21 protein-coding genes are annotated in these 25,383 nt (G+C 71.3%); 8 read left to right on the top strand and 13 right to left on the bottom strand.

What is annotated here, in order from left to right; genetic code table 11:
• Positions 1-40: 40 nt before the first annotated feature.
• Positions 41-1,360 carry an IS4 family transposase gene (locus J7F03_RS17830; protein ID WP_214950478.1) on the bottom strand — a complete coding sequence of 440 codons (1,320 nt, stop codon included), beginning with the start codon at positions 1,358-1,360 and terminating at the stop codon, positions 41-43.
• A gap of 221 nt (positions 1,361-1,581) precedes the next feature.
• Here J7F03_RS17830 and J7F03_RS17825 point away from each other — a divergent pair, with 221 nt between their 5' ends.
• Positions 1,582-2,055, top strand: a complete 474-nt coding sequence (locus tag J7F03_RS17825) for a hypothetical protein (RefSeq protein ID WP_214950476.1) — start codon at positions 1,582-1,584, stop codon at positions 2,053-2,055.
• A gap of 183 nt (positions 2,056-2,238) precedes the next feature.
• Here J7F03_RS17825 and J7F03_RS17820 read toward each other — a convergent pair whose 3' ends face one another.
• Positions 2,239-3,753 carry an MFS transporter gene (locus tag J7F03_RS17820; RefSeq protein WP_214950474.1) on the bottom strand — a complete coding sequence of 505 codons (1,515 nt, stop codon included), beginning with the start codon at positions 3,751-3,753 and terminating at the stop codon, positions 2,239-2,241.
• Between the two features lie 171 nt (positions 3,754-3,924).
• On the opposite strand from J7F03_RS17820, the gene J7F03_RS17815 reads away from it, so the two are divergent.
• Both J7F03_RS17815 and J7F03_RS17810 read left to right on the top strand, forming a co-directional pair.
• Positions 3,925-4,830, top strand: coding sequence for a helix-turn-helix domain-containing protein (locus J7F03_RS17815; protein ID WP_214950473.1), 906 nt, complete (start codon positions 3,925-3,927; stop codon positions 4,828-4,830).
• 109 nt (positions 4,831-4,939) lie between these two features.
• Positions 4,940-7,279: a family 20 glycosylhydrolase gene (locus J7F03_RS17810; protein WP_214950472.1), complete on the top strand. Its 2,340-nt coding sequence runs from the start codon at positions 4,940-4,942 to the stop codon at positions 7,277-7,279.
• A 101-nt stretch (positions 7,280-7,380) separates the two neighbouring features.
• Here the strand turns inward: J7F03_RS17810 and J7F03_RS17805 are convergent, their stop codons facing one another.
• The 7 genes from J7F03_RS17805 to J7F03_RS17775 all read right to left on the bottom strand — a co-directional run bounded on the left by J7F03_RS17805 (position 7,381) and on the right by J7F03_RS17775 (position 15,282).
• Positions 7,381-8,649, bottom strand: a complete 1,269-nt coding sequence (locus J7F03_RS17805; protein WP_214950471.1) for an alpha-L-fucosidase — start codon at positions 8,647-8,649, stop codon at positions 7,381-7,383.
• A gap of 30 nt (positions 8,650-8,679) precedes the next feature.
• A complete protein-coding gene (locus tag J7F03_RS17800; RefSeq protein ID WP_374104359.1) occupies positions 8,680-9,717 on the bottom strand; it encodes a hydroxyacid dehydrogenase in 1,038 nt (345 codons plus the stop codon).
• 41 nt (positions 9,718-9,758) lie between these two features.
• Positions 9,759-10,763, bottom strand: a complete 1,005-nt coding sequence (locus tag J7F03_RS17795; protein ID WP_214950470.1) for a carbohydrate ABC transporter permease — start codon at positions 10,761-10,763, stop codon at positions 9,759-9,761.
• Entirely contained in the window at positions 10,760-11,620 is an 861-nt protein-coding gene (locus J7F03_RS17790) for a carbohydrate ABC transporter permease (protein ID WP_374104358.1), read from the bottom strand. Before J7F03_RS17790 ends, J7F03_RS17795 begins: the two co-directional genes overlap by 4 nt.
• A 204-nt stretch (positions 11,621-11,824) precedes the next feature.
• Entirely contained in the window at positions 11,825-13,132 is a 1,308-nt protein-coding gene (locus J7F03_RS17785; protein WP_214950468.1) for an extracellular solute-binding protein, read from the bottom strand.
• Between the two features lie 115 nt (positions 13,133-13,247).
• On the bottom strand, positions 13,248-14,375 hold the full coding sequence (locus J7F03_RS17780) for a substrate-binding domain-containing protein (protein WP_214950467.1): 1,128 nt from the start codon (positions 14,373-14,375) through the stop codon (positions 13,248-13,250).
• A 157-nt stretch (positions 14,376-14,532) separates the two neighbouring features.
• The gene (locus J7F03_RS17775) at positions 14,533-15,282 is read right to left on the bottom strand and encodes a ribonuclease H (RefSeq protein WP_214950466.1); all 750 of its coding nucleotides are present in this window, start codon (positions 15,280-15,282) and stop codon (positions 14,533-14,535) included.
• On the opposite strand from J7F03_RS17775, the gene J7F03_RS17770 reads away from it, so the two are divergent.
• Positions 15,281-15,679 carry a hypothetical protein gene (locus J7F03_RS17770; RefSeq protein ID WP_214950526.1) on the top strand — a complete coding sequence of 133 codons (399 nt, stop codon included), beginning with the start codon at positions 15,281-15,283 and terminating at the stop codon, positions 15,677-15,679. The genes J7F03_RS17775 and J7F03_RS17770 overlap by 2 nt on opposite strands.
• A 68-nt stretch (positions 15,680-15,747) precedes the next feature.
• Entirely contained in the window at positions 15,748-16,731 is a 984-nt protein-coding gene (locus tag J7F03_RS17765; RefSeq protein ID WP_214950465.1) for an ADP-ribosylglycohydrolase family protein, read from the top strand.
• A gap of 76 nt (positions 16,732-16,807) precedes the next feature.
• On the opposite strand, the gene J7F03_RS17760 is transcribed toward J7F03_RS17765, so the two are convergent.
• Positions 16,808-17,254 (bottom strand): hypothetical protein, encoded by a 447-nt coding sequence (locus J7F03_RS17760; protein WP_214950464.1) that lies wholly within the window; start codon positions 17,252-17,254, stop codon positions 16,808-16,810.
• 19 nt (positions 17,255-17,273) lie between these two features.
• Positions 17,274-19,025 (bottom strand): D-alanyl-D-alanine carboxypeptidase family protein, encoded by a 1,752-nt coding sequence (locus tag J7F03_RS17755; protein WP_214950463.1) that lies wholly within the window; start codon positions 19,023-19,025, stop codon positions 17,274-17,276.
• A gap of 211 nt (positions 19,026-19,236) precedes the next feature.
• Here J7F03_RS17755 and J7F03_RS17750 point away from each other — a divergent pair, with 211 nt between their 5' ends.
• Together J7F03_RS17750 and J7F03_RS17745 are read left to right on the top strand one after the other, a co-directional pair.
• Complete coding sequence (locus J7F03_RS17750; protein ID WP_214950461.1) at positions 19,237-19,932, top strand: N-acetylmuramoyl-L-alanine amidase; 696 nt, start codon at positions 19,237-19,239, stop codon at positions 19,930-19,932.
• A 119-nt stretch (positions 19,933-20,051) separates the two neighbouring features.
• A complete protein-coding gene (locus J7F03_RS17745) occupies positions 20,052-20,855 on the top strand; it encodes a hypothetical protein (RefSeq protein WP_214950460.1) in 804 nt (267 codons plus the stop codon).
• A 38-nt stretch (positions 20,856-20,893) separates the two neighbouring features.
• On the opposite strand, the gene J7F03_RS17740 is transcribed toward J7F03_RS17745, so the two are convergent.
• Positions 20,894-22,618, bottom strand: a complete 1,725-nt coding sequence (locus J7F03_RS17740) for a chloride channel protein (protein WP_251072038.1) — start codon at positions 22,616-22,618, stop codon at positions 20,894-20,896.
• Positions 22,619-22,891: 273 nt separating this feature from the next.
• Here J7F03_RS17740 and J7F03_RS17735 point away from each other — a divergent pair, with 273 nt between their 5' ends.
• Positions 22,892-24,250, top strand: a complete 1,359-nt coding sequence (locus J7F03_RS17735; protein WP_214950459.1) for a cytochrome P450 — start codon at positions 22,892-22,894, stop codon at positions 24,248-24,250.
• An 8-nt stretch (positions 24,251-24,258) separates the two neighbouring features.
• Here J7F03_RS17735 and J7F03_RS17730 read toward each other — a convergent pair whose 3' ends face one another.
• Positions 24,259-25,371: an esterase family protein gene (locus tag J7F03_RS17730; RefSeq protein ID WP_214950458.1), complete on the bottom strand. Its 1,113-nt coding sequence runs from the start codon at positions 25,369-25,371 to the stop codon at positions 24,259-24,261.
• Between the last annotated feature and the right edge of the window lie 12 nt (positions 25,372-25,383).

The raw sequence follows: 25,383 nt of genomic DNA, 5'->3' as shown, positions 1-25,383 counted from the left end.
GAGCGCATTCCCTCCCGGCCTAAAGGCCAAGGCCGTGAAGTTAAGGGCTGATCGGTTCTGTCAACAGGATGTCGATGTTGATGGTGGCTTTGTAGGTGTGGCGGTCGACGCGGAGACTTTTGTGCGCGTAGCGGGACATGGGGCGTTTGACGGCGCGGGGGCTGAGGCGGACGCGTCGGGCAGGCATGGGCTGGTCCAGGATTGCGCGGCCGATGGCGCCGATCAGGTCGATCATGGTGTCGGCGATCACGTTCGCGGCCTGGGTGACCTGGTCGCGGGCAGTGTTCAGGGCGGTGGTGAAGCTGCACCGGTCGGGATCGGTGCCAGCGGTCTGCGCGGCGTCCGAGATTGCGATCCTGATCAGCTGGTAGGTGCTGAGCAGGGCGTAGATCTCCTGGGCGATGCCGGGCCAGGTGCGGGAGCGCAGGACGCGGCGCCCCAGCATCGTCTTTTTGATCTCGAAGTAGGCCGATTCCACTTCCCACCGTTCGTGGTAGAGCCTGACCAGCTCGAACGCCGGGTGGCGGTGGGGATCGAGCAGAGTGGTGGCCAGCCGGTAGACCCCGGTGCGCTGTCCCTGGCTGGTGGCGATGGTGATCTCGCAGGCCACGATGCGGACCTCGATGCCGGCGATGCGGGAGAGGAACGAGCCGTCCGGGTAGCGGGCCAGGACCGGAGGCTTCCAGTGGGAGGAGAGGCGGGCCAGGAAGTGGGCGCCGCTGGAAGCGGTCGTGTTCAGGAAGCCCGTGGTGGCGAAGCCCCGGTCGAGCAGGACGAGCATGCCGGGGTGCAGGGACCGTGCCAGGCGGCGGCCCAGGATCGACTCACCCGGTTTCCCGGGGCCGAACACCGCGTCGATCACCGCCCGTGTCCCGCAGGCCACCAGAGCGACCAGCAGGACCTGCGGGTACCCCGAGGCGGCGGTGTACTGGTTGGACGCCTTGCCCAGCTTCGCACGGACCTCCTGGTCGTCAGCGACGTCCAGATGTGTCCCGTCGACCGCGACGACCAGCAATCCTGCCCACCGGGTGCCGGCCGTGCGGACCGCCGAGGCCGGTCCGCGCAACAGGTCGAACAGGGCCCGCATCGGACGCACCCCGAGTCGGCAGCGGGCCTGCCACAGTGCCGTGGCGGTCACCCGCGGCACCGGCAGCCAGGACAAGGCGCCCGTCAGCTTGAGCCATACCGCCGGGTATCCGCACCCCTCGAACAGACCCGCCGCAAGCAGGACATAGACCACGACCCGGGCGGGGAGCTTGCGTATCCGTTCCTGGACGGACCCGCACTCGGTGAGCACCGCGTCGACCATCTCGACCGGCACGATCTGGGTCAGCTCACCCAGATGCCCTGGCGCGAACACCCTTGCGGCTACCGAGATTTCACGGCTGATGACACACTGGTCCGACAGCGGAGCCTCCGGTGACGTGAACGGCTGTCTTGGTCGACTGCCAGTTCTACCGGGCTCCGCTTCCCGCGTCCCGGCTTCACCAGAACCCTCACCAAGACCACTTGACAGAGCCGATCAGCCCTTAACTTCACGGCCTTGGCCTAAAGGCCGGGATTCCCTGCGAAGATCAAAGGATGGACGATTCGCAGGCCGGCTACCGCCTGGAGCGGGGCGCGACGGGCTTCCGACACATCTCCGAACCACCGCTGCCGGACACCGATATCGACGCCTGCCGTGCCGCCTGGCACGCCGCGGCCCGGGCTGCCGGCGGGCAGGTCGGAGACTTCGTCGAGCAGAGGTACCCGCAGAACTTCCACAGCGCCACGATCACCGACCAAGACGGTACGCACGTCGCACTGTTCCACGCGCACCACCCGCTGATCGCCTTCGTTGACGAACGCCGCTACGCCTTCACCGACGAGTTCCAGGACCCGCCCGCCTGGGCGGCCCCCCTCACCGACCACGGCTTCGTCATCCTGAGCGCGTCGTTGCTCAGGTCGCCGTTCTCGGAGGCGGACGCCTCTGCGCTCGCCGACGCGGAGTGGAACCAGATCAAGTACTGGGAGCCTGAGACCGTCGGCACCGTGCTCTTCAACTTCTGGGACTGATGGCCGGCCCGTCCTGGTCGCCGCCGCGTCCGGCCCCTGGACCTGCCCGGGCATCGGTCGACGCCACCGCCGTGTCCGTCCGGGCCACCGCCACGGCCGTCCAGGCCACCGCCACGGCCGTGCTCCGGGCGGCCGACTGGCGGTGACCGTACGGCCCCTCGTCCGCGGGTGGTGGACGTGGGATCAGCGGCGGGGACGGTCGGCGTTCCGGCCGAGGAGGAAGACCGTGGTGAGGGTCCCGGCCAGGACGATCGCCGTGTTGACCACGATCGCGGTGGTGATGCCGGAGTGGATGTCGGTCCGGGTCGCCACGATCGCGCTCATGACCGGGGTTCCCATGGTGATGCCGATCTGCTGCGTCATCGTGGCGAGGCCGGTGGCCATGCCCTGCTCGTGATCGGGCAGGCCGGTGGTGGCGGTGACCATGAATCCGACGATCACCAACATGTTGCCGATGCCGCCGGCGAAGGTCGCGATCAGCAGGAGCCACATGCCGGTGCGGGACTCGCCGAGGGCGACCAGGCTCAAGGTGGCCGCGGCCTGGAGGAGTCCACCGATGACCAGGGTCGTACGGGTGCTCGTGGCGGCGATGACCCGAGGTGCGAGCGAGCCTCCGATGACCGTGCCGATGCCCAGGACCCCGAAGGAGAGACCGGCCGTCAGCGCGGAGAATCCGAGGACCTCCTGGAGGTGGAGCGTCATCAGGAAGACCAGGCTCGTCTCCGTCAGGAAGGCGACCAGTCCGGCGGTGTTGCCCCAGGCGACCGTGCGCTTCTTCAGCACCGAGACGGGGACGAGGGGGTCGGCCGCCCTGGACTCGACGGCGTAGAAGGCGATCAGGAGGGCCACGCCCACGGCGAGCCACACCAGCGCCGACGCCGAGCCCCAGCCGTGCTCACCCGCTCGCGTCAGACCGTAGATCAGCGCCAGTAGCCCCAGGGTGACCGTGGTGGCGCCGGGCAGATCGAGCTTCGGGCGGAGGGTGGGGCGTGATTCCTTGATGACTGCCGGGGCGACGACGAGGACCGCGAGGGCGACGGGCACGTTGACGAAGAACGCCCAGCGCCAGGAGAGCAGGTCCGTCAGGACCCCGCCCAGGACGGCTCCCGTGGTGAACCCGGCCGACATCAGGGCTCCGTTGAGGCCCAGGGCCTTCTGGCGCAGCGGGCCCTCCGGGAAGGAGGTCGTCAGGAGGGACAGGCCCGCCGGGGTGACCGCGGCGGTGGCCAGGCCCTGCAGGACCCGGGCGGCCAGGAGCATTTCGGAGGTGGTGGCCAGGCCTCCGACCAGGGAGGACAGGGCCAGGACCGCGAGACCCGCCAGGAAGAGCCGGCGGCGGCCGAAAAGGTCCGCGATCCGGCCGAACAGGAGAGTGAACCCGGCGGCGCTGAGCGCGAACGACGTCGCGATCCACTGGAGGCTCGAGAGCGAGAAGCCGAGTCCGTCACCGATCACCGGCAGCGCCACGTTGAGGATCGAGAAGTCGACGGCCAGCATGAACTGCGCCACCAGCAGGACCGTCAGGACCAGGACCTGCCGCCCTTCGAGACGAACCTGGCCTTTCCCTTGTCCGCTCCCTTTCCCTTGTCCGCTCCCTCCGCCTTGTCCGCTCGCTCCGCGTCCCCTTTCACCGGCCCCTTTCAGGATCCCGTTCTCTCCCGGACCCGCATCGACCCACGCACTCCCCGCAACCGACATCGTCTTGCGTCCTTTCCCTCACACACGACAAAAGGTGTTCCGGGAAGCGACTCTGGCCCGGTCGCCGGGTGTTACCCAGCCCCCTGGTTGTGCTGGCACCGGGGAAGCTGTCACTGCCAGGGCCACCCTCGCGGCCCCCGTTCGCGGCGGCTCCTCGGCACACTGGAGGGCATGGACACAGCCACCGCCCTGGGAGACTTCCTCCGCAACCGCCGCGCCCGGCTCCAGCCGGAGGACGTCGGGCTGCCGGCTCACGGCACCCGCAGGCGCGTACCAGGGCTGCGCCGTGAGGAGCTCGCGCTGCTCGCCGGCGTGAGCATCACGTACTACACCCACCTGGAGCAGGGGCAGAGTACGAACGCCTCGGACAGCGTTCTCGACGCGCTGGCCCGCGCCCTGCGCCTGACCCCGGACGAGCACGCGCATCTACGAGATCTCGCGCGGCCGCCGAAGGCCAAGCGGGTGCGGTCTCCGCGGCCCGAGTACGCGCGGGCCGCCACACGACGGCTGATCGGCGCGATGCCGCAGGTGCCCGCCGTGGTGCTGGACGGCCGGAACAACGTGCTCGCGTGGAATCCGCTGGGCCATGTCCTGCTCGCCGGACACCTCGGCTTCACGAGCCCGGACGACCCGGCCGTCCGCCCCAATCTGACCCGGATGCTGTTCCTGGACCCGCACACCCGGGAGCTGTACACGGACTGGAAGAGCGAGGCGCGCGTCGCCCTGTCCGCGCTGCGGCTGGTCGCCGGCCGCAATCCGGAGGACCGCGCGCTCGCCGAGCTCATCGGCTCCCTGATGCTGCGGAGCCCCGAATTCGCGGCCTTGTGGTCCAGGCATCCGGTGCGCGACTGCACCGTCGGGACCAAGGTGCTGCACCATCCGGCCGTGGGTGCGATGACCCTGGACTTCGAGAACCTGCGCCTGAGCGACGGCACCGGCCACCGGATGCTGCTCTACAGCGCCGCCGAGTCCTCCCCCTCCGATGCGGCACTGCGTCTGCTGGCCGGGCTGGCGGCCGATTCCGAGGGTCATATGCTCGATCATGCTCATTCGGACGTAGTTTCAAGCAACTCTTGACATAGTCCGGGCGCTGCGCTGCACTTTGGCCACTCCCTCCAGCAGTCACGGCTGGAGGGAGACACAGTCGTGCACTCCCCCCTGCCCTCACCACCCTTGGGGACTCGCCATGCGTCTGCTCAGATTCGTCACCGCTTCTGCCTTGGCGGTGGCCGCACTCTCCCTGCCCGGTACCGGCGGCGCCGCCGCTGCCACGGCCGCCGGCACCGGACCCGTACAGGCGGCCGCTGCCGCCGGAGCGCCGCAGACCGTGCCGGCGCTGCGGCAGTGGACGGCCGGCACCGGTACGTACGGCTTCACGAGCACCAGCCGGATCGTCGTCGATCCCGCCCACGCCGCCCAACTCTCCGACGAAGCGGCCACGTTCGCGGAGGACCTGGGCGCACTGGCGGGGCGCACGGTGGCCGTGGTCACCGGGAGCGCCTCTCCCGGCGACATCAGCCTGAGCCTCGGTGACGCTTCGCTGCCCGCCGAGGGGTACCGGATGACCGTCGGGCAGTCCGTCTCGCTCCAGGCAGGGACCGACACCGGCGCCTTCAACGGCACCCGTACCGTGTTGCAGTTGCTGCACCAGTCGGCTTCCGTGCCGGCCGGAACGGCGGTGGACTGGCCCACCAAGGCCGAGCGCGGGCTCATGATCGACCAGGGCCGGAAGTTCTTCACCGTCGACTGGGTCAAGCAGCACATCAAGGAGCTGGCCTACCTCAAGCTCAACTACTTCCACTTCCACCTGTCGGACACCTTCGGCTTCCGGCTGGAGAGTTCGACGCATCCCGAGATCGTCTCCGCCGACCACTACTCCAAGCAGGACATCGCCGACCTGGTCGCGCTGGGGCACAAGTACCACGTCACGATCGTGCCGGAGATCGACACTCCGGGGCACATGAACCAGATCCTGGCCGCCCACCCCGAGCTCAAGCTCAAGAGCAGTTCCGGCGCGGTCAGCCCGGACTTCATCGACCTGTCCCTGCCCGCCTCGTACACGCTGATCAAGGACCTGATCAACGAGTACCTGCCGCTGTTCCCGGCCCCGTACTGGCACATCGGCGCGGACGAGTACGTGACCGACTACAGCAAGTACCCGCAGCTGCTCAGCTATGCCCGCTCCCACTACGGCGCGAACGCCACCGCCAAGGACACCTACTACGGGTTCGTGAACTGGGCCGACGGCCTGGTCCGGGCCGGCGGCAAGACCACCCGGATGTGGAACGACGGCATCAAGGCCGGGGACGGGACCGTCACTCCCAACGCCGACATCCTCGTCGAGTACTGGTACAGCTACGGACTCACCCCGCAACAGCTGGTCGCGGCCGGGCACACCGTCGCCAACGAGTCCTGGACGCCCACCTATTACGTGCTCGGCGGCGCGAAGCCGGACACCAAGTGGATGTACGAGACCTGGACCCCGGACCGCTTCGAGGGCGGCGCCACCCTGACCGACCCCTCGAAGAACCCCGGCTCGCTCATCCACGTGTGGTGCGACAACCCCAACGCCGAGACGGAGACGCAGATCGCCGCCGGCATCCAGAACCCGCTGCGCGGGCTGGCCCAACAGACCTGGGGCTCACCGAAGTTGGTCGCCGCCTACGCCGACTTCACCACGATCGTGGCCGCGATCGGCCACAACCCCGCCTGGCCGGGGCTCGCCCAGCCGGGCAATCTCGCCCGCAACCGGCCCACCACCGCCTCCAGTACCGAGACCGCCAACTTCCCCGCCCCGCAGGCGACCGACGGCGATCCCGGCACCCGCTGGTCGAGCTCGTACAGCGACCCGCAGTGGCTTCAGGTCGACCTCGGGTCGACCCAGGCCGTGAACCGCGTGGTCCTGCGGTGGGAGGCCGCGTACGGCAAGGCCTTCCAGATCCAGCTGTCCGACGACCAGACCACCTGGCGCACCGCGTACTCGACCACCACCGGCACGGGCGGGGTCCAGGACCTGACCGGACTGTCCGGCTCGGGCCGCTACATCCGGGTGTACGCCACCCAGCGCGGCACCACGTACGGCTACTCCTTGTACGAATTCGAGGTGTACGGGGGCCAGTTGAGCGGGACCCGAACCCTCGCCGCCGCCGGGAAGGCGCTCGACGACCCGGCGAGCTCCAGCACCTCGGGCACCCAGCTGATCACCTGGACACCGCACGGCGGCTCCAACCAGCAGTGGCGGCTCACCCTGAACACCGACGGCAGCTACACCATGGCCAACGGCTCGTCCGGCCTCTGCGCGGACGTGGCGGGCGCCTCCACCGCCCCGGGCGCGGCGGTGGTCCAAGCCACCTGCGGCACCGGTGACAGCCAGCGCTGGCTGATCACGGCGCTCGGCTCCGGCGACTACTCGGTGGCCAACAAGAAGAGCGGGCTGCTGTTGACCACCGCGTCGGGCGCGGACGGCTCCCCGGCCACCCAGCAGCCGAACAGCGGCTCGACCTACCAGCGCTGGCAGATCGCCTGACCCCAGCCCCCACCCGAACCCCTCCCGGCCGGGCGCCATGCACTGCGCCCGGCCGGGAAGTCGGTCTCGGCGAGGCCTCGCCGGACCGTGGTGGGTGACCGTCACGTGGTGGGTCCGGTCGCCGTTGCCGAGCTCAGGTGGGCGCCGGGGCCGGTCAGGCGTATCCGGAGTGTCCGTAGGGTGACGGGCTCGAGCCGGTGGACCCGCCGGACTCCCACCGTGCCGCCCGAGGCGATCAGCCGCCCGTCCGCCCAGACCTCGTGGGTGTCGACACGCTGCCCCCGGGTGAGGTCTTCGCGCAGTTCGAGGTGGTCGGCGCGGACGGGCGGGTCGAAGACCGCCACGACGTCCTCTCCGTCGAGCGTGAGCGCGGCCTCGCGCGGATCGCCCAGGCGTCGCGCCAGCTCCGTGGTGAAGTCGAGGAGCCGGGACCGGTCCGCGTCGTCGATGAGACCGCGCCGGTCGGGCGGGACGCCCAGCAGCAGGCCCGCGCCCAGGCCCACCGAGGAGTACCAGATGTCCAGCAGGTCCTCGCGGCTCTTGAGGGTGTCCTGGTCGTCCGGCTGCCAGAACCAGTTCGAGCGGATGGGCACGTCGCATTCGGGCGGCAGGTAGCGGGCCGATTCGAGCGGGGTCCGGCCATCGTCGTACAGGCTGATGCCCGTGGAGTCGGTGACGTAGCGGCAGGGGTCGGCGGCGAGGCCCTCCTCGTTGCCGATCCAACGGATCGTCGGGAGCCCCATGTTGAAGACCATGGCGTCGGGCTGGTGCCGGTCGATCACGGCCATGACGGCGTCCCAGTCGTACGTGCGGCCCTCGGAGCCCGCTCCGTCGAACCACAGCTCGCACAACGGCCCGTAGCGGGTACAGAGTTCGGTGAGCTGGCGGAGGTAGAAGGCGTCGTACGCGGCGGGCTCCTCGTAGCAGTCCGCGTTGCGGTCCCAGGGCGAGAGGTACAGCCCGAGGCCGAGGCCCGCTTCCCCGCAGGCCTCTGCCAGTTCGGCGACCACGTCACCCGCTCCGTCCTTCCAGGGCGAGGAGGCCACGGAGTACTCGGTGGTGGCGGTCGGCCAGAGGCAGAAGCCGTCGTGGTGCTTGGCGGTCAGCACGACGTACTTCGCTCCGGCCTCGGCGGCGGTACGCACCCACTGGCGCGCGTCGAGCTGCGCGGGGTCGAAGGTGGCCGGGTCCAGGGCGCCGTCGCTCCACTCGACGCCGTTGAAGGTGTTGATGCCGAAGTGCAGGAAGAGTCCGAACCCTGCCTCCTGCCAGGCGAGTTGCCCGGGCGTGGGGACGAGGGGATCGGCGAGGGGACCGGAGACGGGATCGGAGACGGGATCGGGGACGGGATCGGTGGGGCCGGGCGTCATGGGGTGCTTTCCTGGTGCGGCGGCGGGGCTTCAGGCCGAGTGGGCGAGACTCGCCGGATGGACGGCGTACGCGAACGGAAGTCCTCGGGCGTACCGCTCCAACTCCTCGGCGGCGCAGGCCGCGAGCCGTCCCAGTTCGTTGCCGAGGGAGCCGGCGATGTGCGGGGTGAGCAGGACGTTCGGCAGGTCGTACAGGGGTGAGTCGGACGGCAGCACCTCGGGGTGGGTGACGTCGAGCACGGCGTGGAGCCGGCCGGAGACCAGTTCCGCCGTGAGCGCGTCCGTGTCGACGAGCGATCCGCGCGCGGTGTTGACCAGCGTCGCGCCGTCGCGCATGAGCGCGAGGCGGCCGGCGTCGAGCAGGTGACGGGTCTCGGCGGTCTGCGGGGCGTGAACGCTCACCACGTCGCCGCGGACCATCAACTCGTCCAGGCAGACGGGCTCGACCCCCAGGGCCTTGGCCTCGTCCGCTTCCAGGTACGGGTCGTGGACCAGCACCTGGGCGTCGTAGGAGCGCAGGAGCTCGATGACGCGGCGGCCGATGCGCGAGGCGCCGACGATGCCGACGGTCCTGCGGTAGTTGCCGATCCCGGGGTAGAGCCCGAGCGGGTTCAGCTGGATGCGGGCCTCCCGGTAGGCCCGTGCGGTGGCGAGGACCCGCTTGTTGGCGAAGACGATCGCGGCGACGGTGAACTCGGCCACGGGCCGGGCGTTCGCCTCGGCCGCGCTGGTGACGGACAGCCCGCGCCGCCAGGCCGCCTCCGTCATCAGCCCCTTCACGCTGCCGGCGGTGTGCACCACCGCGCGAAGGGCCGGAAGGAGTTCGAGCGCCCGCTCGGTGAGGGGCGGGCAGCCCCAGCCGGTGAGCAGGACCTCGGCGTCGCGCACCCGCGCGGGGTCGGCCGCGGAGAAGTCGGTCACGAGCAGTGCGGGGTCCAGTCGGGCGGTGGCGCCGAGCCGGGCCAGGGCCGGCCCGTCCAGGAGTGCGGCCTTCGTCTCCTGATCCATGGCGAGGACGGTGCGGGGCTTGTGGATCGCTTCACTGCCGGGTATTCGACGGCTGGTCATATCGAGGTTGGTCATGTCGCGGCTGGTCATGTCGCGGCTGGTCATTTCAGGGCTCCCGCCGAGAGGCCCGAGCGCCAGAACCGCTGCAGGCCGATGAAGGCGATGGCGAGCGGGATGACGGTCACCAGGGATCCGGTGATCGCGAGCGAGTACAACTCCGGGTTCTGTACCACCAGTTGGTTCCAGTTGTAGATGCCGAGCACCGCCGGGTACAGGTGGTGGTCGTTGAGCATGACCAGCGGCCCGAAGAAGTTGTTCCAACTGGCGGTGAAGGAGAACAGGAAGAGGGTCATGAAGCCGGGCATGAGCATCGGCAGCGAGATCGAGCGGAAGACCCGTATCTCGCTCGCCCCGTCGATGCGCGCGGCCTCCAGGACCTCGCCGGGTACGTAGCCTTCGGAGAAGACCCGGGCCAGGTAGACGCCGAAGGGGTTCACGAGCGACGGGACGAGGATCGCCCAGTACGTGTTGACGATGCCGACCTCGGAGGCGAGCAGGTACTGCGGGAGCGTGATGACGACGCCCGGTAGGAGCGTGCCGATCAGGATGAGGCCGAAGAGCGCGCCCTTGCCGCGGAACTGGTACTTGTCGAAGCAGTATCCGGCGGCGACGCTGATCAGCGAGGATGCCAGCGATCCGACGACCGAGTAGAGGACGCTGTTGAGCAGCCAGCGGGCGAAGATGCCGTCGTCGTACGTGAACACGGCTTCGAGGTTGTCGAAGAGGTGGAACTCCCCGAAGCGGAAGCCGGCCGTTCCGAAGAGGTCGGCGTGGTTCTTCGTGGCAGCGATCAGCAGCCAGGTCAACGGCATGAGGGTGTAGAGGACCGCCACCAGGAGCACGGCGTTGACCACGGCCTTCGAAGCCATCGCACCGCCCATGCGCTCCCTGGCCCGCCTCCGGTTCTGCCGCGTCCCGGTTCCCGGCCCGGACCCGGGGTTCCGCTCCGGCGGGGTGCCGGTCGTGCCGGCGTCGGCTGTGGCAGTGGCCGCGGAGCCGGGAGGGGCACCCGCCGGCGACGCCGAAGGGACCGTCTGTGTTCTCATGCCGAGCCGCCTCGCTTTCCGATCCGGGTGACGACGTAGGAGAGGGTGCCCGCGACGAGGGCCATCAGGAGGGAGGCGGAGGAGGCGAGACCGTAGTCGTGCCGCTCGAACGCCGCCTTGTAGATGAACATCATCGGGCTCCAGTCCGACCCCATGGAGCCGGCCCGTTGGGAGAGGAGCATCGGCTCGCTGAAGATCTGGACGACGCCGACGCAAGTGAACAGGAGGGTGAGGAAGACCGCGGAGCGGATCATCGGCAACTTGATCCGGAGGGCGACGCGCAGTCCCCCGGCGCCGTCCATGACGGCGGCCTCGATGACCTCGCGGGGCACGGCCTGCAGGGCGGCGAAGAAGATGATCATGTTGTAGCCGATCCACTGCCACGCCGCGATGTTCACCATCGACGGCAGGACGCTCCCCTCGGCGAAGAAGTCCCAGTGGCCGCCCGCCGCCTCGATCCAGCTCAGGACCGGGCTCAGGCCGGGCGTGTAGAGGTAGATCCAGATGACCGCCGCGATCAGTCCGGGAACCGCGTGCGGCATGAAGACGGCGAACTGTACGAGGCGCTTGGCCCTGGCCGCGGCCGAGTCGACGAGCAGCGCCAGGGCGAGCGCCGCGCCGATCATCACGGGGATGTAGAGCGCGCAGTACGCGGCCACGTGCAGGAACGAGGACGTGAAGCCGTGATCGGTCAGCGCCTTCGTGTAGTTCCCGAGCCCGCTGAAGACCCGTTCGGTGCCGCCGAAGCCCAGACCGGAGGAGCGCTCCGAGAAGAAGCTCATCCAGACCGCGTAGCCGACGGGCAGGATCAGGACGGCGGCGAAGAGCAGGAAGAACGGGGTGAGGAAGACGGCCACCGCCTTGCCCTGGCCCGGCCGGGCCGGCCTGCGCGCGGCGCCGCGCGCGGAACGAGTGAGTGGTGCTGCCACCTTGGGCTCCTTGGTGGTGCGCTGCGGACGGGGAGGAGGGCGCCGGGTACACGTCGCGGGGCGTACCCGGCACGAGCGGGCGGGGGACGGGGCGGACTGGCCCGACCGGGCCGAACCGGGCCCGGCCGGCGCCTACTTCGCGAGGTTGAGCCCTCGGCCCTTGATGGCCTCCTCGGCGGCTTTCTGGCCGGCCGCGAGTCCGTCGGCCAGGGTGCTCTTCAGCCCGGCGTCCTGGATGGCCGTGTTGGTCGCGGTCTGCACCGGACCCCAGACCCAGCCGGCGACGATGGTGTCGACCTGCGCTCCGGCGATCTTGTAGACGTCGTCGCCGCCGAAGAAGCCCTTGTCGTCGAAGGCCGCGGAGGCGATCGTGCGCAGTTCGGGGCTGGCGGGCAGGCTGCTGCTCGGCGCCTTCAGGCTGCCGAGGCGGGCCTTGACGCCTTCGGGGCTGGTGGCCGCCCACGCGGCGAACTCGGCCGCCTCCTTGACGTGCTTGCTGCCCTTGGTGACGGCGTAGCTGGTGCCGCCGAACATGCCGGTGGCCGGGGTGCCCCAGTTCGGCAGCGGGGCGACGCCCCACTTGCCCGAGTCCTTGGCCAGCGCGGCCATCGTGCCGCCGGCGCTCCAGGAGGCGCCGATGAAGCTGGCCATGACCCCGTCCGCCTTGGCCTTGGCGAACTCCGGTCCGTTGATCTTCAGGTTCATCACCAGGTCGTCCTTGACCAGGCCCTCCCAGTACGAGGCCACCTTCCGCGAGGGCGCGTCGTCGATGGCGACCTTCCAGGCCTCGCCCTCGGTTCCGTACCACTTGGCGCCGGCCTGCCAGGAGAGCGCGGCCAGCAGCGGCGCGTCGTCATTGCCCCAGCCGCCGATGCGCACGTTCTTGTCAGCGGCCTTGATCTTCTCGGCAGCCGCCTTGTACTCGTCCCAGGTCTTGGGGACTTCGACGCCCGCGCTCTTGAAGAGGTCCTTGCGGTAGTAGAGGAGGTTCGGCGTGGCGTCGTACGGCACGGCCCACGTCTTGCCGCCGAGCGTCACACGCTCCTGGACGCCCTGGGGGAACTTCGACTTCACGGTGCCGCCGGCCTGGGAGCTGATGTCCTCCAGGAATCCCTGGCTGACGAACTCCGGGAGGGTCGGGTACTCGATGCCCGCGACGTCGGGGGCGTTCCCGGCCTTGATCGCGTTGCTGATCTTGGCGTATCCGTCCGGTCCACCGGTGATGGCCGAGAAGGTGACCTTGATGTCCGGGTGGGACGCGTTGAAGGCGTCCACCACCTGCTGGGCACCGCCGGTCCAGCCCCAATAGGTCAGGTTGACCGGCTCTTTGGGGGCTCCGGCCTTGGGCGCGGCGCCCTCGCTCCCACCGCAGGCGGTGGCGAACAGGGCCAGTGAGAGGGTGGCGAGGGCGACGCGGGAGGTACGGGAAGTGAGCTTCACTGCTCTGCTCCTCAGATGCGAGCCGTCGATGCGGCGAGGTGATGCACATCATTCGGCCAGAGCAGAAGCGAGTCAATAGAAAAACAAAGCTAGAGAAAGGAAAGCGAAGTAACGGTTACGTTTCGCTGGACGCGCGTACCCGGAGCTCGGGGAGGATGGCGATCCGGCGCCGGGGCCGGCCCGGCTCCCGCAGCCTGCGTACGAGCAACTCCACACCGGTGACCCCGACTTCGTGCTTCGACGGCGCCACCGCGCTCAGCGGCAGGTCCGCGAGGGAGGCCACCTCGTCGTCGTACGAGACCAGGGCGACGTCGCCCGGCACGGACAGCGAGGCACTCCGCAACCGCTGCAGCATCACCACGGCCTCGTGGTCGGGATGGACCAGCGCGGCGTCGACACGGCCGGCCCGCACCCCCTCGACGAACTCGGCCATCGCCTGCTCGTAGGCGGCCTCGCCGGCGTCGTACTCGGCGAGGTCGAGGAAGAGCGTGTCGCCGGACGCCGCCGGGTCGGCCTCGGCCATCGCCGCGTCGTAACCCTCCTTGATCCAGGGCGCGGTGGGGGTACCGCCGCGCATCACGAGGGCGATCCGGTGCCGCCCGGCGTCCAGCAGGTGCCGCACCGCCAGCCGGGCGCCGTAGCCGTGATCCGTGCCGACGTGCTCGCAGGCGGACGCCTGCTGCTCGGGGCGGCGCTCGACGAGGACGACGGGCACGCCCAGCTCCTCGTACCACGGGCCGCCGGGGCTCCCCTCGACGCCGGCGGCGGAGGGGGCGAGCAGCAGGCCGTCGACGCCGTCCGCGACCATCCGCGCCGCCTGCGCCTTCTCCGTGTCCACGTCGTACGTCGACACGGCGAGGGTGAGCCGTACGCCCAGGGCGTCGGCGGCCTCCCGGGCCCCCTTGATCACATCGGGGTAGTAGTAGGCGGAGGACGGCACGATCAGTCCGAGCGTCAGGGGCCGGCCGACTGCGGCTCCGCGGGGCCGGCCGGCGTCGGCGGCGGACGCGGCGGCGGGCGCGGCGGCGGGCGCGGTCCGGGGGGGCACGGTCTCGGCCCAGTCCTCGGGCAGCATCGCCCCGCCGTGCACCCGGGCCAGCAGACCGCGCTCGGCGAGGACTTCGACGTCCTTGCGCACCGTCACCACGGAGACGCCGAGCTCCGCCGCGAACTCCGTGACACGCATCGATCCCGCTTCTCGGACCCGGCGCAGGATCGCCTGCTGTCGTTCCTCTGCGTGCACGGTGGAGCTCCCCTCGACTGCATCCCTGGTCGAGGTCAGCGTAGCGCGCGAAAGTCAAAACTTACGTTTTCTTTCGAACGAAACCATTGCATGGGCCCTCGCCGACCAGGCCGGATCCGGCGGAGGCGCGAAGACCCCGCAGGAGCCGGGCGCGCTGCTACTCGGCGTCGGCGCCGCCGCAGCCGGGGTGTCCCCAGCGCGAGCCGAGCTTGGTGATCTTCTCGCCCGCCGGGTACGGCTTGCCGCACGGGCACGTCCCGGAGAACTTCGCCTTGATGGTCGCGCTCCCCCGCGCGGACCCCGCCTTCCGGGCGGGCGCGGCGCCGGTTCCCGTCGCGGTCGACGCCCCCGCCGACGCGCGGCGCGCGGGCGTGCTGCGGGCCGGCGTGCTGCGGGCCGGCGTGCTGCGAGCCGGCGCCGGGATCGGCATGGACGCGTGCCCCAGCGCGGTGCCGGCCGGTTCCTGGCTGACGGCCGCGTCACTGGCCGCCTGGTCGGCGATCGCGTTCAGGTGGTCGCCGTCCTCGCGGTGCGCGGGGACGTAGCGGAACTCCACGTCCCGTTCCGTCAGCAGCACGTCGATGCTCTCCACGAGCTCCCGGTTCGCCACCGGCTTGCCCGCCGCCGTCTTCCAGCCGTTGCGCTTCCAGGCAGGGAGCCACTGCGTCACGGCCTTCATGGCGTACTGGGAGTCCATTCGCACCTGGACAGCCGTGCCGGGGGACACCGCCTCCAGCAGCCGCTGCAGAGCGGTCAGTTCACCCACGTTGTTGGTGGCCCGTCCGAGCGGTCCGGCCTCCCAGCGCTCAGGGTGTCCGTGGACGTCGGCGATGACCCATGCCCATGCGGCCGGCCCGGGATTTCCCTTGGCCGCCCCGTCACAGGCGGCGATGATGCGATCAGACATCCTCCGATCATGCCTCACCGCAGGCGGGTCGGGCGCCACACTGCCGGCCCTCGGCGTCGCCGGCTGTTCCGAAGGCTCCGGGGACAAGGCCGTGAACGAGACGTACGAGGTCACGTACGAGGTGACGGGCAAGAGCGTCGACTCGATCACCTTCCACGACGGCGGCGGCACGGCCACCGCCCCGAACCTCGCGACGGTCGACAAACCCGTCGCCCCGTGGAAGAAGAAGGTGACCCTGCGCGGCATCATGCCCGCCGCCGTCTCCCCCGTCGCGCTCGACGGCGCCGCCGACCTGACCCGCAAGGTCATCTACAAGGGCAAGGTCATCAAGGAGGCCACCGGCGAAGCGGCCATGGCGGGCGGCTGTGTCGCGGTCTCGCCGATCGCCGGCCGGTAAATCCGTTTCCGGGCCGGGGCGGCCGGCGGTGAGGATGGTGCGACCGACCGACGTTCGAAGGACTCCCGATGAGCACCCCGCAGCACCTCCCGTCCGCCCCCACGGGCCAGACAGCGCAGGCAGGCCCGGCGGGCCGGGCCGCCGCCCACGCCTCCCTGGACGGCCTGGTGATGGGCGACGCCTTCGGTGACAGCTGGTTCACGCTCTCCGGTGAGAACGTCGAGGAGCAGTGGGCGGCGCGGCGCACCCGCCCCACACCCTGGCTCTGGACGGACGACTCCGCCATGGCCTTCGTGCTCTTCGGCCACCTGGCGGCCCACGGCGAGGTCCATCCCGGCGACCTGGCACGGGAGTTCGCCGCCGAGTACGACCGGGACCCGGGGCGCAAGTACGGTCCGTCCATGCACGGCGTCCTGCGGCGCATCGGTGAGGGCGAGGACTGGCGCGGCGTCACCACCGAGCAGTTCGGCGGACAGGGTTCCTACGGCAACGGCGCCGCGATGCGGGTCGCGCCGCTCGGCGCCTGGTTCCAGGACGACCTGATCGCGGCCACCGAGCAGGCGCGGCTCTCCGCGCTGGCCACCCACGCCCACCCGGAGGCCGTCGCGGGCGCCGTGGCCGTGGCGGTCGCCGCCGCGCTGGCGGCGGCGGGCCGAGGTCAAGAGGCCCCGGCGCGCGGGGAGTTCCTCCGCGAGGTCGCGGCGCACGTACCGGAGAGCGACGTCCGCTCGGGCCTGCGGGTGGCCGCGGGCTTCTCCGCGCGCACGTCGGTGCGCCACGCCGCGTCGGTACTGGGCTCGGGGTGGCGCATCTCGGCCCCGGACACCGTGCCGTTCGCCCTGTGGTCCGCCGCGGGGCACCTGGACGACCTGCCCGAGGCACTGTGGCAGACCGTCGCCGGGTGGGGTGACCGCGACACCACCTGCGCGATCGCGGGCGGCGTGGTCGCGGCCCGCACCGGCACCGGCGGTGTCGCGGCCGACTGGCTCGGGGCCCGCGAGGCCATTCCCGCATGGAGCCGCTGGGCGCCCGCGCGACCGGCCACGCCTTAGCGGAGCCGGAGCCGGAGCCGGAGCCGGAGCCCGAGCCGGAGCCGGAGCCCGAGCCGGAGCCCGAGCCGGACCGGGTTCAGGCCTCGACCCGGGCCCCGTTCGCGGCGCGGGCGGTCCGGGGTGCCAGCATGCTCCGGACCGCCCAGCCCACCGCGAAGGCGCACAGCGCGGCGATCGGTACGGCGGTCAGGGCGACCATGCTCCACCTCTCCGCGTAGTGCAGGGCCCGGTTGGGCGTGGCGGTGAAGTTGGTCATCGGACCCCACGCGTAGTAGCCCCACACCATGATCAGTTGAGAGACCACCGCCCGCGCGACCGCGTGCACGGCTGTTGGCGCGACGGCCGCGACGAGGAACACGATGACGGCGTAGGGGACGTAGCCGGAGGCGAAGCGGCCGGCGGCGGTGACGGCCAGTCCGTCGCCGTCACCGGCCACCGCGATGTACGCGGACAGGGCGCCGGCGGCCAGGGCCACCACCGCGGTCACCGCCGAGCGGCGCAGGATCCTCGATGTGGCGGGCATGGTCTGCTGCTTCCTCTCGTTACCCAAGGCGCGTGAGCCTCGCGCCGAAGGACGGTGCGGACAGGTCCGTCCCCAGCGCCGCGGGGACCTTCGGCGCACCGGGTCCGGTGCCGATGGTCAGTACGCCGATCTCGGTGCCCGCCCGTGCCTCGCGCGGGATGCCCTTCTCGCCGACCACCAGGCTCAGTTCGAGCTTCTGGCCCGGCACGGCGACGGCAGCGGTGTCCTGGGTGGCCACCACCGGCGTGCGGGTCCCGAGCCCGTCGTCGACGTAGCCGACGACCTGGCCCTTCTTGACCACGGACGCCGAGGTCAGTGCCTTGCGGACGGCCTCGATGACCTTCTGGCTGTTGTCCTTCACCAGGATCAGGCTGTTGGAGCCGCTGGGGTCGCCTCCCGTGACGCGCTGGTCGAGCATCGTGCCGAGGATCAGCGGGGTCTTGTCCCCCACGGTCTTGTACGCCGCCCACATCAGCGCGCCGCCGGCCGCCGAACTGGAGCCGGTCTTGATGCCCTTGATGCTGAGCGGGGAGACGAGCAGGTTGTCGTTGTTGTTGATGAGCTGCTTCGACAGGCCCGGGATGGTGGCGCTGGGCAGCTGGACGATCGCCCGGAAGGCGTCGAGCCCCATGACGGCCTCGGCCAGCTTCAGCTGATCGACGGCCGTGCTCACGGTCTTGGCGTCGAGCCCGCTCGGGTCGGTGTACGTGGTGGAGGTCATACCGAGCGCCTGCGCCTCGGCGTTCATCTTCTCCACGAACGCGGCCTCGGAGTCACTGCCGGCGTCCCAACGGGCCAGTAGACGGGCGATGTTGTTGCCCGACGGGATCATCAGCATCTTGAGCATCTCCTGCTGGCTGAAGCGGGTTCCGGCCGTCAGCCCCTCGATGCGCGATTCGCTCTCCGAGGTGCCGTCCGCGACCGCCTTGGCGTCGATCTCGATCGACGGGCCTGCCTCGTCCTTCTTCAGCGGGTGGCCCTTGAGGATCACGTAGGCCGTCATCACCTTGGCCACACTGGCCGTCGGCACGGGCTTCTGCTCCCCGAAGGTCCCCACGTCACCGGCGCCGCCCACGCGTACGGCGGCCTGGCCCTTCTCGGGCCAGGGCACGTCGAACCGGCCGTCGAGGGTGAAGACGGACGGGGCGTCCCCCTGGGCCAGAGCGGCCGCGGGCAGCGGCCTCAGCACCTGTACGACGGCGAGTACGACGCCCAGCAGGAGGAGGACCGGCACCCAGATCCGCAGGCGGCGGGCCGCCGTCCGTCGCGGTGTCTCGGGCGGCGGCGGGGTGTTGGTGAGCCGCGCGAGCAGGTCGAGCGGGGGCAGCGGCTGCTCGGCGGTGCCCCCGGGGGCGGGCGCGGGCGCGGGTACAGGTGTGGGCGCGGGCACTGCGGCCGGCACGGGCGGCGGTACGGCCGCCCGCGCCGGCGGGACCTCCTCCAGAGGCTTGAGCGCGATGAACCGGCTCGTCGTCTCGCTGTCCGACTCGGGGACGCCGACCGCATCCGCCCCGTCCACCGCATCCACCGTGTCGACCGCGTCCGCCGCACCCGCCGTGTCGACCGCATCCGCCGTGTCCACCGCGTCCGCGCCGTCCGCCGTGTCGACCGCGTCCGCCCCGTCCACCGCACCCGCCGTGTCGACCGCATCCGCCGCGTCCGCCGCGTCCACCGGCCCGGCCGACTCGACGGGCTGGGGCGCCGCCCCTTCCGAGTCCGGTTCCCGTCCCGCCGCTTCGGGCGTCGCGCCCTCCACCGGTACCGCAGTCATGCCGTACACCGCCTTGCTCGTGCCGTTCTGGATCAGGCGCCAGTCTCCGTATCCCATATGCGCGAGCGGTGTGCGCCAGATGACCAGTTCGTCACAGTCCGAGACGCTCGTACTGTCATCAAACGATCATCCAGTGCTCAAATTCTCATCATGAAGGCCCTGAAGAATCGCTTTCCCGTTCGAGGCACCTTCAGGAAGCCCGATATCGCTGATGAACCACCGGAAGCCCGTCCCCCCGGCCACCGGCAGGCGCCGCCTGCTGACCGGCGGCGGAGCCCTGCTCCTCGCCGCTGCCGCGGGCTCCCTCCTCGCCGCCGGGTCCGGCGATCCCGACCCGCAGGGCGACGACCGTGACGACAAGGGTCGGCCCGAGGCATCGCCCTCCACCTCCCCCGCCGCCTCCGGATGGATGCCGGGAGTGGCCAGGAAACCGTTGGAGCGCAACTTCGTCGCCGGCGAGCGCGACGCGCAACGCGGGCTCGTCCTCCACGTCCAGGAGGGCGAGGGGTCCCTGTACGAGCGGTTCGGCACTCCCGGGATCAAAGCCTCCGCCCATTTCTGGGTCTCGCAGGAAGGCGAGACGGAACAGTACGTGTCCGTCCTCGACCGAGCCTGGGCGCAGGTGGAGGGCAACGGCTCGTGGGCTTCCGTCGAGACCTCCGGCTTCGCCACCCGGGCACTCACCGAGGCGCAGGTCGACGCTGTCGCCCGCATCTACGCCTGGGGCTCCGGCGCGCACGGCTGGCCGGCGGCGGTCAGCGAGCGCCCGGACCAACCGGGGCTGGGCACCCACGCCATGGGCGGCGTCCCGTGGGGCGCGCACGCATGCCCGGGCACCCTCCGGGCCGGCCAGCGCACCGAGATCATCCGCCGGATGAAGGAACACCTTCCCGCCACCGGATACTGACTGCTCCCCGCCGCCGCGGCCCCTCGTCTCTGCCCCGCTATACGGGAAGTGACCAGTCCGTGATCAGTCCGTGATCCCCGGGTCTTCAGCCCGGCCGCAGTGATCACTAGGGTTCCAACGTGTCGGAAAGCAATGAGATACCCGCAGGTCAGAACGGTCCGGACGAGGACGAATGGAATGCCTTCGTCCTGGCGCACGCCGCGGGAACGCCCTCCGCGGAGCCGTTCGTGCCGAAGCGGGCGTGGCCCCGCGCCGTCCTGGCCGTGCTGCTGCTGGCGGGACTGGCCTTCGTCGCGCTGAAGTTCATCGGATCGCCGTTCGACGCCGGTGTGACCGCACCGACTTCCACGCAGGCGGAGGCGCAGGGGAAGCCGGGAGCGGGGTCGGCCGGCTCTTCCACCACGGCCGGCGAACGGCCGATGATCCCGCTGGCCGAGGCGTTCCCCGCCCAGGTTCCGGACGGGAAGGGCGGCACCTTCACCAAGGTGGGCGCGGTCGTACTCGAGTCCTGCACCGAGCCCGACTCGGTCGGCCCGGGCCTCGCGGCCGCCCTCTCCGACAGCGGGGGCTGCGTGGGCGAGCAGGTGGCGTTGTACAAGGACGCGCACGGCAACCAGTACAACCTGGCCCTGTTCACGCTGAAGGACCCGCGGGACGCCGTGCGGCTGGTGACGCGGCTGTCGATGGCCTTCGACGACCACCAGGTGGGCGCGCAGGCTCCGCCGCCCGGATCCGGCCTGCCGGTCCTGCCGGCCGACAGCGGGATGGTGCAGTCCTTCACGAGTCAGGGCCGGGTCATGGCCGTCGGACTGGGTCAGTGGTCCGACGGCCGGGTCGCCGACTACCAGAAGCTGGTCGACGGGCTGGCCCCGCTGCTGAAGGCGGTCTCGGACAGGGCTGCCCGCTACGAGACCGCGCGCTGAAGTCCCCTCCGTGACCCGGGTGTCGGGCGCCCTGCCGATCAGGCCGGAGGGTGCAGTGCGGCCAGCGCCGAGCGGTGGGTGATCCAGCCCAGGAGGTGGCGCCCGTCCTCGTCCAGCACGGGGAGGCCGTCGCCGTCGCTCGCCGCGAGCAGCGGCAGGGCCTCCTCCAGGGACTGGCCGGCGAGCAGGGCGGGCGGGTGGTCCCGTACCGTCTCGATGGGTTCCTTCTCGGGCCGGCCCTCGTGCAGGGCCCGGGCGAGGGCGAGGGCGCCGACCGAGCCCGCGTAGCGGCCGTGCGCGTCGACGACGGGGAGGCGGCCCGCGTCGGCCTCGATCATCGCCGTGACGGCCGCGCGCAGGCCGGTGCCGGGTGCGAGCGGGGCCGGCGGCGGTCCCATCGCGGTCCGGACCTCGACGGCGGCCGGTCCGGTCAGGTCGAGGTCGACCCCGCGGCGCCGGAGCTTGGCCGTGTAGACGGTGTCGCGGCTGAGCACGTGGCTGACGCCGGTGGCGATGGCGACGGCGGCCATCAGCGGCAGGATGACGCCGTATTCGCCGGTGATTTCGTAGATGATGACGACGGCGGTGATCGGCGCACGGGCCGAACCGGCGAAGACGGCCCCCATGCCGACGACGGCGTAGGTGGTTGCGGAGCCGGTCAGGCCGGGCAGGACGCGGCCCATCGTCTGCCCGTAGGCGCTGCCGAGCATCGAGCCGACGAACAGGGTGGGTGCGAAGACCCCGCCGGAGCCGCCGATGCCGATGGTGACGCTGCAGGCGAGGATCTTGCCGACGAGCAGCACCAGCAGGAATCCGACCGCGTAGCCGCCTGCCGCGGCCTTGCCGAGGACCGGGTAGCCGACCCCGTACATCTCGGGAAGTGCGAGCAGGATCGCGCCCAGCAGGAGGCCGCCGGCCGCGGGGCGCAGCCATTCCGGGCCGCGCCAGACCGCGTCGCAGAGGTCCTCCACGCCGTAGAGCACTTTGGTGAAGAGCACTCCGACGACCCCGGCGAGCGCGCCGAGCAGCACGTACAGGGCGTACGAGGCCAGGTGTTCCACGCCGAGCGGCGCGAGGTGCAGGAAGCGCTCGTCGCCGAGGACTTCGCGGCCGATCACGGCCGCGGTGACCGAGGAGACGGCCACGAAGGCGAAGCCGCGGGCCGTGAAGTCGCGCAGGATCAGTTCCATCGCGAAGAAGACGCCGGCCAGGGGTGCGTTGAAGGTCGCGGCGATGCCGCCGGCCGCACCGCAGGCGACCAGCAGCCGCATCCGCTCCTCGCCCATGCGCAGGATCGATCCGGCGGTGGACCCGAGGGCCGATCCGACCTGCACGATGGGGCCTTCGCGGCCCACCGAGCCGCCGCCGCCGATGCACAGCGCCGACGCGATGGACTTCACCACCGCGACCCGGGCCGGGATCCGGCCGCCCTGCCGGGCGACCGCGTACATCACCTCGGGGACGCCGTGGCCGCGTGCCTCCTTGGCGTAGCGGTAGACGAGCGGCCCGTAGACGGCGCCCGCGACGACGGGGGCGAGCAGGACGAAGTACGATCCGAGCCAGGGCACGTACGGGTTGTCGGCGTGACCGGCCGAGGAGTAGTCGTCGTGTCCGGACAGCACCCGGGTGAAGACCTCGATGAGCCAGCGGAAGGCCACTGCCCCCAGCCCCGCCCCGGCGCCGACCAGCAGTGCCGGCAGCAGCATTCCGGCTTGGGCCCGGTGCATTCCGGCCCGTAGCCCCTCCACCGCGAACGGCCTCATGTCGACTCCTCGGGCCGGCGCCGCGCCGATCGCGTCTCCCGGCCCCTGGCCGCGATCTCCCGGACCGTCCCATCCAACGGCCCGCTTCCCGCCGGGGCCTGGAGGCGGGCCGTCGGCACCCCCGATCGGCGCAGCCGGGGGCCGCGCGGCGGGCGCCCGCGGGGCGTGCGGAGCCTGGCCGAAGTCAGACCATCGGGCGCGGCCGTTCCGGTACGGTCCGTGCTGCCGCCGATCCGGCGGGAGCACGCGCAGTGGACGAACAGGGGAAGACCGATGGCCGTCGAAGCCGGTGCCGTACGACTCCTCCCGCCGGTCCCCGAGCTGGACCCCTCGGTGGTGGAGCGGTGGAGCGCGGGGGGAGGCGAGCTGGTCGAGCTGCTGGCCGAGGTGTGCGGGCGGCTCGGCGGAGTCGGCGCGTTCCGGCTCGGGGGCGGGCCGGCGGACGGCGGGGCCGGGGTCCGGCCGACCGTCCTGGTGACCTCGCCTGAGGCGATCCAGCACGTGCTGGCGCAGCATCCGCAGCGTTACGTCAAACGCTCGCACCGTGCCCGCCTGTTGATCGGCGACGGTGTGCTCGCGGCGACCGGGGAGGCCTGGAAGCGGCAGCGGCGCCTCCTGCAGTCCCAGTTCACCGGGACCGGGATGCGCCGTTACGAGCAGCGGATCGCCGGGGCCGCGCGGGCCACCGCCGCGCGCTGGGCCGCGTACGCCCGTACCGGGGAAGTCCTGGACGTCGGCGAGGAAATGCGGCGCTTCGCCCTCGACACCATCTGGCGTTCCCTGACCGGCTACCCGCTCGACGCGGACACCGAGGGCGAACTGGCCGCCGTCGCGGCCGTGGTGGCCGCGCTGCCGACACTGCCGGCCGATTCCGCCGACGCCGGGGACGCCGTGGCCGCCGACCTGGCCAGGATCGACTCCGTGGCCGCACACGCCATCGCCGCCGCGCGCCGGGGCGCCGCCGGTCCCGACGGGCCGGGTCTGCTGCAGCTGCTGGTGGAGGCGTCGACCGAGCGGCCCGAGTACACGGACCGGCTGATCCGCGACGAGCTGGTCACGCTGCTGGTCGCCGGTCACGAGACCACGGCCTCCACCCTGACCTGGCTGTACCTGCTCCTGGACCGGCATCCCGAGGCCCGCGAACGGGCCCTCGCGGCCGGCGACGCGGGCTCACCGGAGCGCGGGGAGGCGGTGCGGGCACTGGTCAGCGAGACGCTGCGGCTGTACCCGTCCGCCTGGATCCTGCCCCGTCACGCCGTCGAGGACGACGTCCTGTCCGGCTACGCCGTCGAGGCGGGCACCGATGTGCTCGTCTGCCCGTACCTCGCGCACCGCGACCCGGTGCTGTGGCCGGACCCGGAACGCTTCGACCCGCCGCGCTTCACGACACCGGGCGGCCGTCCGACCCTCTCCGGCGCGTACGTGCCCTTCGGCATCGGGCCCCGCGCCTGCCTCGGGCTGCAGTTCGCCCTGCGCGAGTCGACGGTTCTGCTCGAACACCTGCTGCCCGCACACGCGTTGACCTTCCGCTCCGTCCCGGAGAAGGCCGCGTACAGCATCACGGTCCGCCCGGCGGGCCCGACACCGGCCACGCTCACGCCCGCACCGGACCGGGCCGCCCAGGAGAGGTGAACTCCCCGTCATCCGGCGGCGAGGCGGCCGCTGAGCCACTCCAGCGCCGGCGGGATCTCGCGGTTCCACGTGTTGAAGCTGTGTCCGCCGTGGTCGAGGGTGATCGAGGAGACCCGGGCGGGGCTCTTCACCTTCTCGATGAACTTCAGCGTCGGACGGTAGTTGCTCTCGCCCTGCAGCGAGGTGGCGACGAGGAAGGAGCTGTTGCCCTGGGGCAGGTGGTCCAGGCTCCACAGCAGGTCGGACCGCTTCTTCTCGTCCTCGTTGCCGTGGAAGAGGTCTCCGGAGTCCTCGTCGATCTCGGGCTCGTAGTCCGCGGACAGCCCCACGCCGGCCGCGTACGTCTCCGGGTGCTGCAGTGCGATCTTCAGCGCGCAGTATCCGCCGGTGGAGTCGCCCATGATGCCGAGGCCGCGGGGCGAGTTGCCGATGCGGTAGGCGCCGGACAGCGCCTTGGGGAGGTCGGCGCCGAAGAACGTCTCGGTCTGCGGCCCGCCCGGTATGTCGACGCACTGGGTGTTGACCGGCGGTGCGACGGTGGGCCGCATCAGCACCAGGATCATCGGGTTCATCTTCTTCTGCTTGACCAGGTTCAGCGCGGTCTTCGGGTAGGGCAGCGGCTTGAGCAGGTTCTCCGCCGTGCCGGGGAAGCCGGTGAGGACGACGGCGGCCGGGAAGACCCGGTTCTCGTTGCCCTTGTGGAAGTACTCAGGCGGCAGGTAGACGTAGGCTGGCGTGGCGATCTTGGACCGCTCCCCCTGGATCATGACTTTCTCGATCTCGCCGCCCAGGTGTCTGCTCTCACCGCCCGGCACCCACGGCTTCTGCCGGCCGGTCACCTTCAGCGCCGAAGTACCGCCCGCGTCCTGCCCGCTGAGGACCGGTGCCTTCTCCCGTCCGGCCAGCTCCGCCCAGGACCCGTAGATCAGGAAGCTGCGGTTCGCCGCGAGGCCGATGGCGCAGAGGGTCAGCACCTGGATGGTGAGGACCAGGCCGGCCCGGCCCAGGACCGGCCGCCATCCCTGCCGCGCGAGGCGCGGCCACAGCCATACGGACACCGCGAACACCAAGGCGGTGGCGAAGAGGGCCGCGACGAAGAGCGAGTTGCTTGTCAGAGTCACATGAGACTAGAC

The sequence above is a fragment of the Streptomyces sp. ISL-43 genome (genome assembly GCF_018614195.1).
Lineage (GTDB): Bacteria > Actinomycetota > Actinomycetes > Streptomycetales > Streptomycetaceae > Streptomyces.
This window is presented reverse-complemented; position numbering and strand designations above follow the sequence as displayed.

Excerpts from the sequence above, each read along its gene's own strand:
- J7F03_RS17825 (WP_214950476.1), top strand. The coding sequence starts at position 1,582 with ATGGACGATTCGCAGGCCGGCTACCGCCTGGAGCGGGGCGCGACGGGC.
- J7F03_RS17820 (WP_214950474.1), bottom strand. The coding sequence starts at position 3,753 with ATGTCGGTTGCGGGGAGTGCGTGGGTCGATGCGGGTCCGGGAGAGAAC.
- J7F03_RS17815 (WP_214950473.1), top strand. The coding sequence starts at position 3,925 with ATGGACACAGCCACCGCCCTGGGAGACTTCCTCCGCAACCGCCGCGCC.
- J7F03_RS17810 (WP_214950472.1), top strand. The coding sequence starts at position 4,940 with ATGCGTCTGCTCAGATTCGTCACCGCTTCTGCCTTGGCGGTGGCCGCA.
- J7F03_RS17805 (WP_214950471.1), bottom strand. The coding sequence starts at position 8,649 with ATGACGCCCGGCCCCACCGATCCCGTCCCCGATCCCGTCTCCGATCCC.
- J7F03_RS17800 (WP_374104359.1), bottom strand. The coding sequence starts at position 9,717 with ATGACCAGCCGTCGAATACCCGGCAGTGAAGCGATCCACAAGCCCCGC.
- J7F03_RS17795 (WP_214950470.1), bottom strand. The coding sequence starts at position 10,763 with ATGAGAACACAGACGGTCCCTTCGGCGTCGCCGGCGGGTGCCCCTCCC.
- J7F03_RS17775 (WP_214950466.1), bottom strand. The coding sequence starts at position 15,282 with ATGTCTGATCGCATCATCGCCGCCTGTGACGGGGCGGCCAAGGGAAAT.
- J7F03_RS17765 (WP_214950465.1), top strand. The coding sequence starts at position 15,748 with ATGAGCACCCCGCAGCACCTCCCGTCCGCCCCCACGGGCCAGACAGCG.
- J7F03_RS17760 (WP_214950464.1), bottom strand. The coding sequence starts at position 17,254 with ATGCCCGCCACATCGAGGATCCTGCGCCGCTCGGCGGTGACCGCGGTG.
- J7F03_RS17755 (WP_214950463.1), bottom strand. The coding sequence starts at position 19,025 with ATGACTGCGGTACCGGTGGAGGGCGCGACGCCCGAAGCGGCGGGACGG.
- J7F03_RS17750 (WP_214950461.1), top strand. The coding sequence starts at position 19,237 with ATGAACCACCGGAAGCCCGTCCCCCCGGCCACCGGCAGGCGCCGCCTG.
- J7F03_RS17740 (WP_251072038.1), bottom strand. The coding sequence starts at position 22,618 with ATGAGGCCGTTCGCGGTGGAGGGGCTACGGGCCGGAATGCACCGGGCC.
- J7F03_RS17735 (WP_214950459.1), top strand. The coding sequence starts at position 22,892 with ATGGCCGTCGAAGCCGGTGCCGTACGACTCCTCCCGCCGGTCCCCGAG.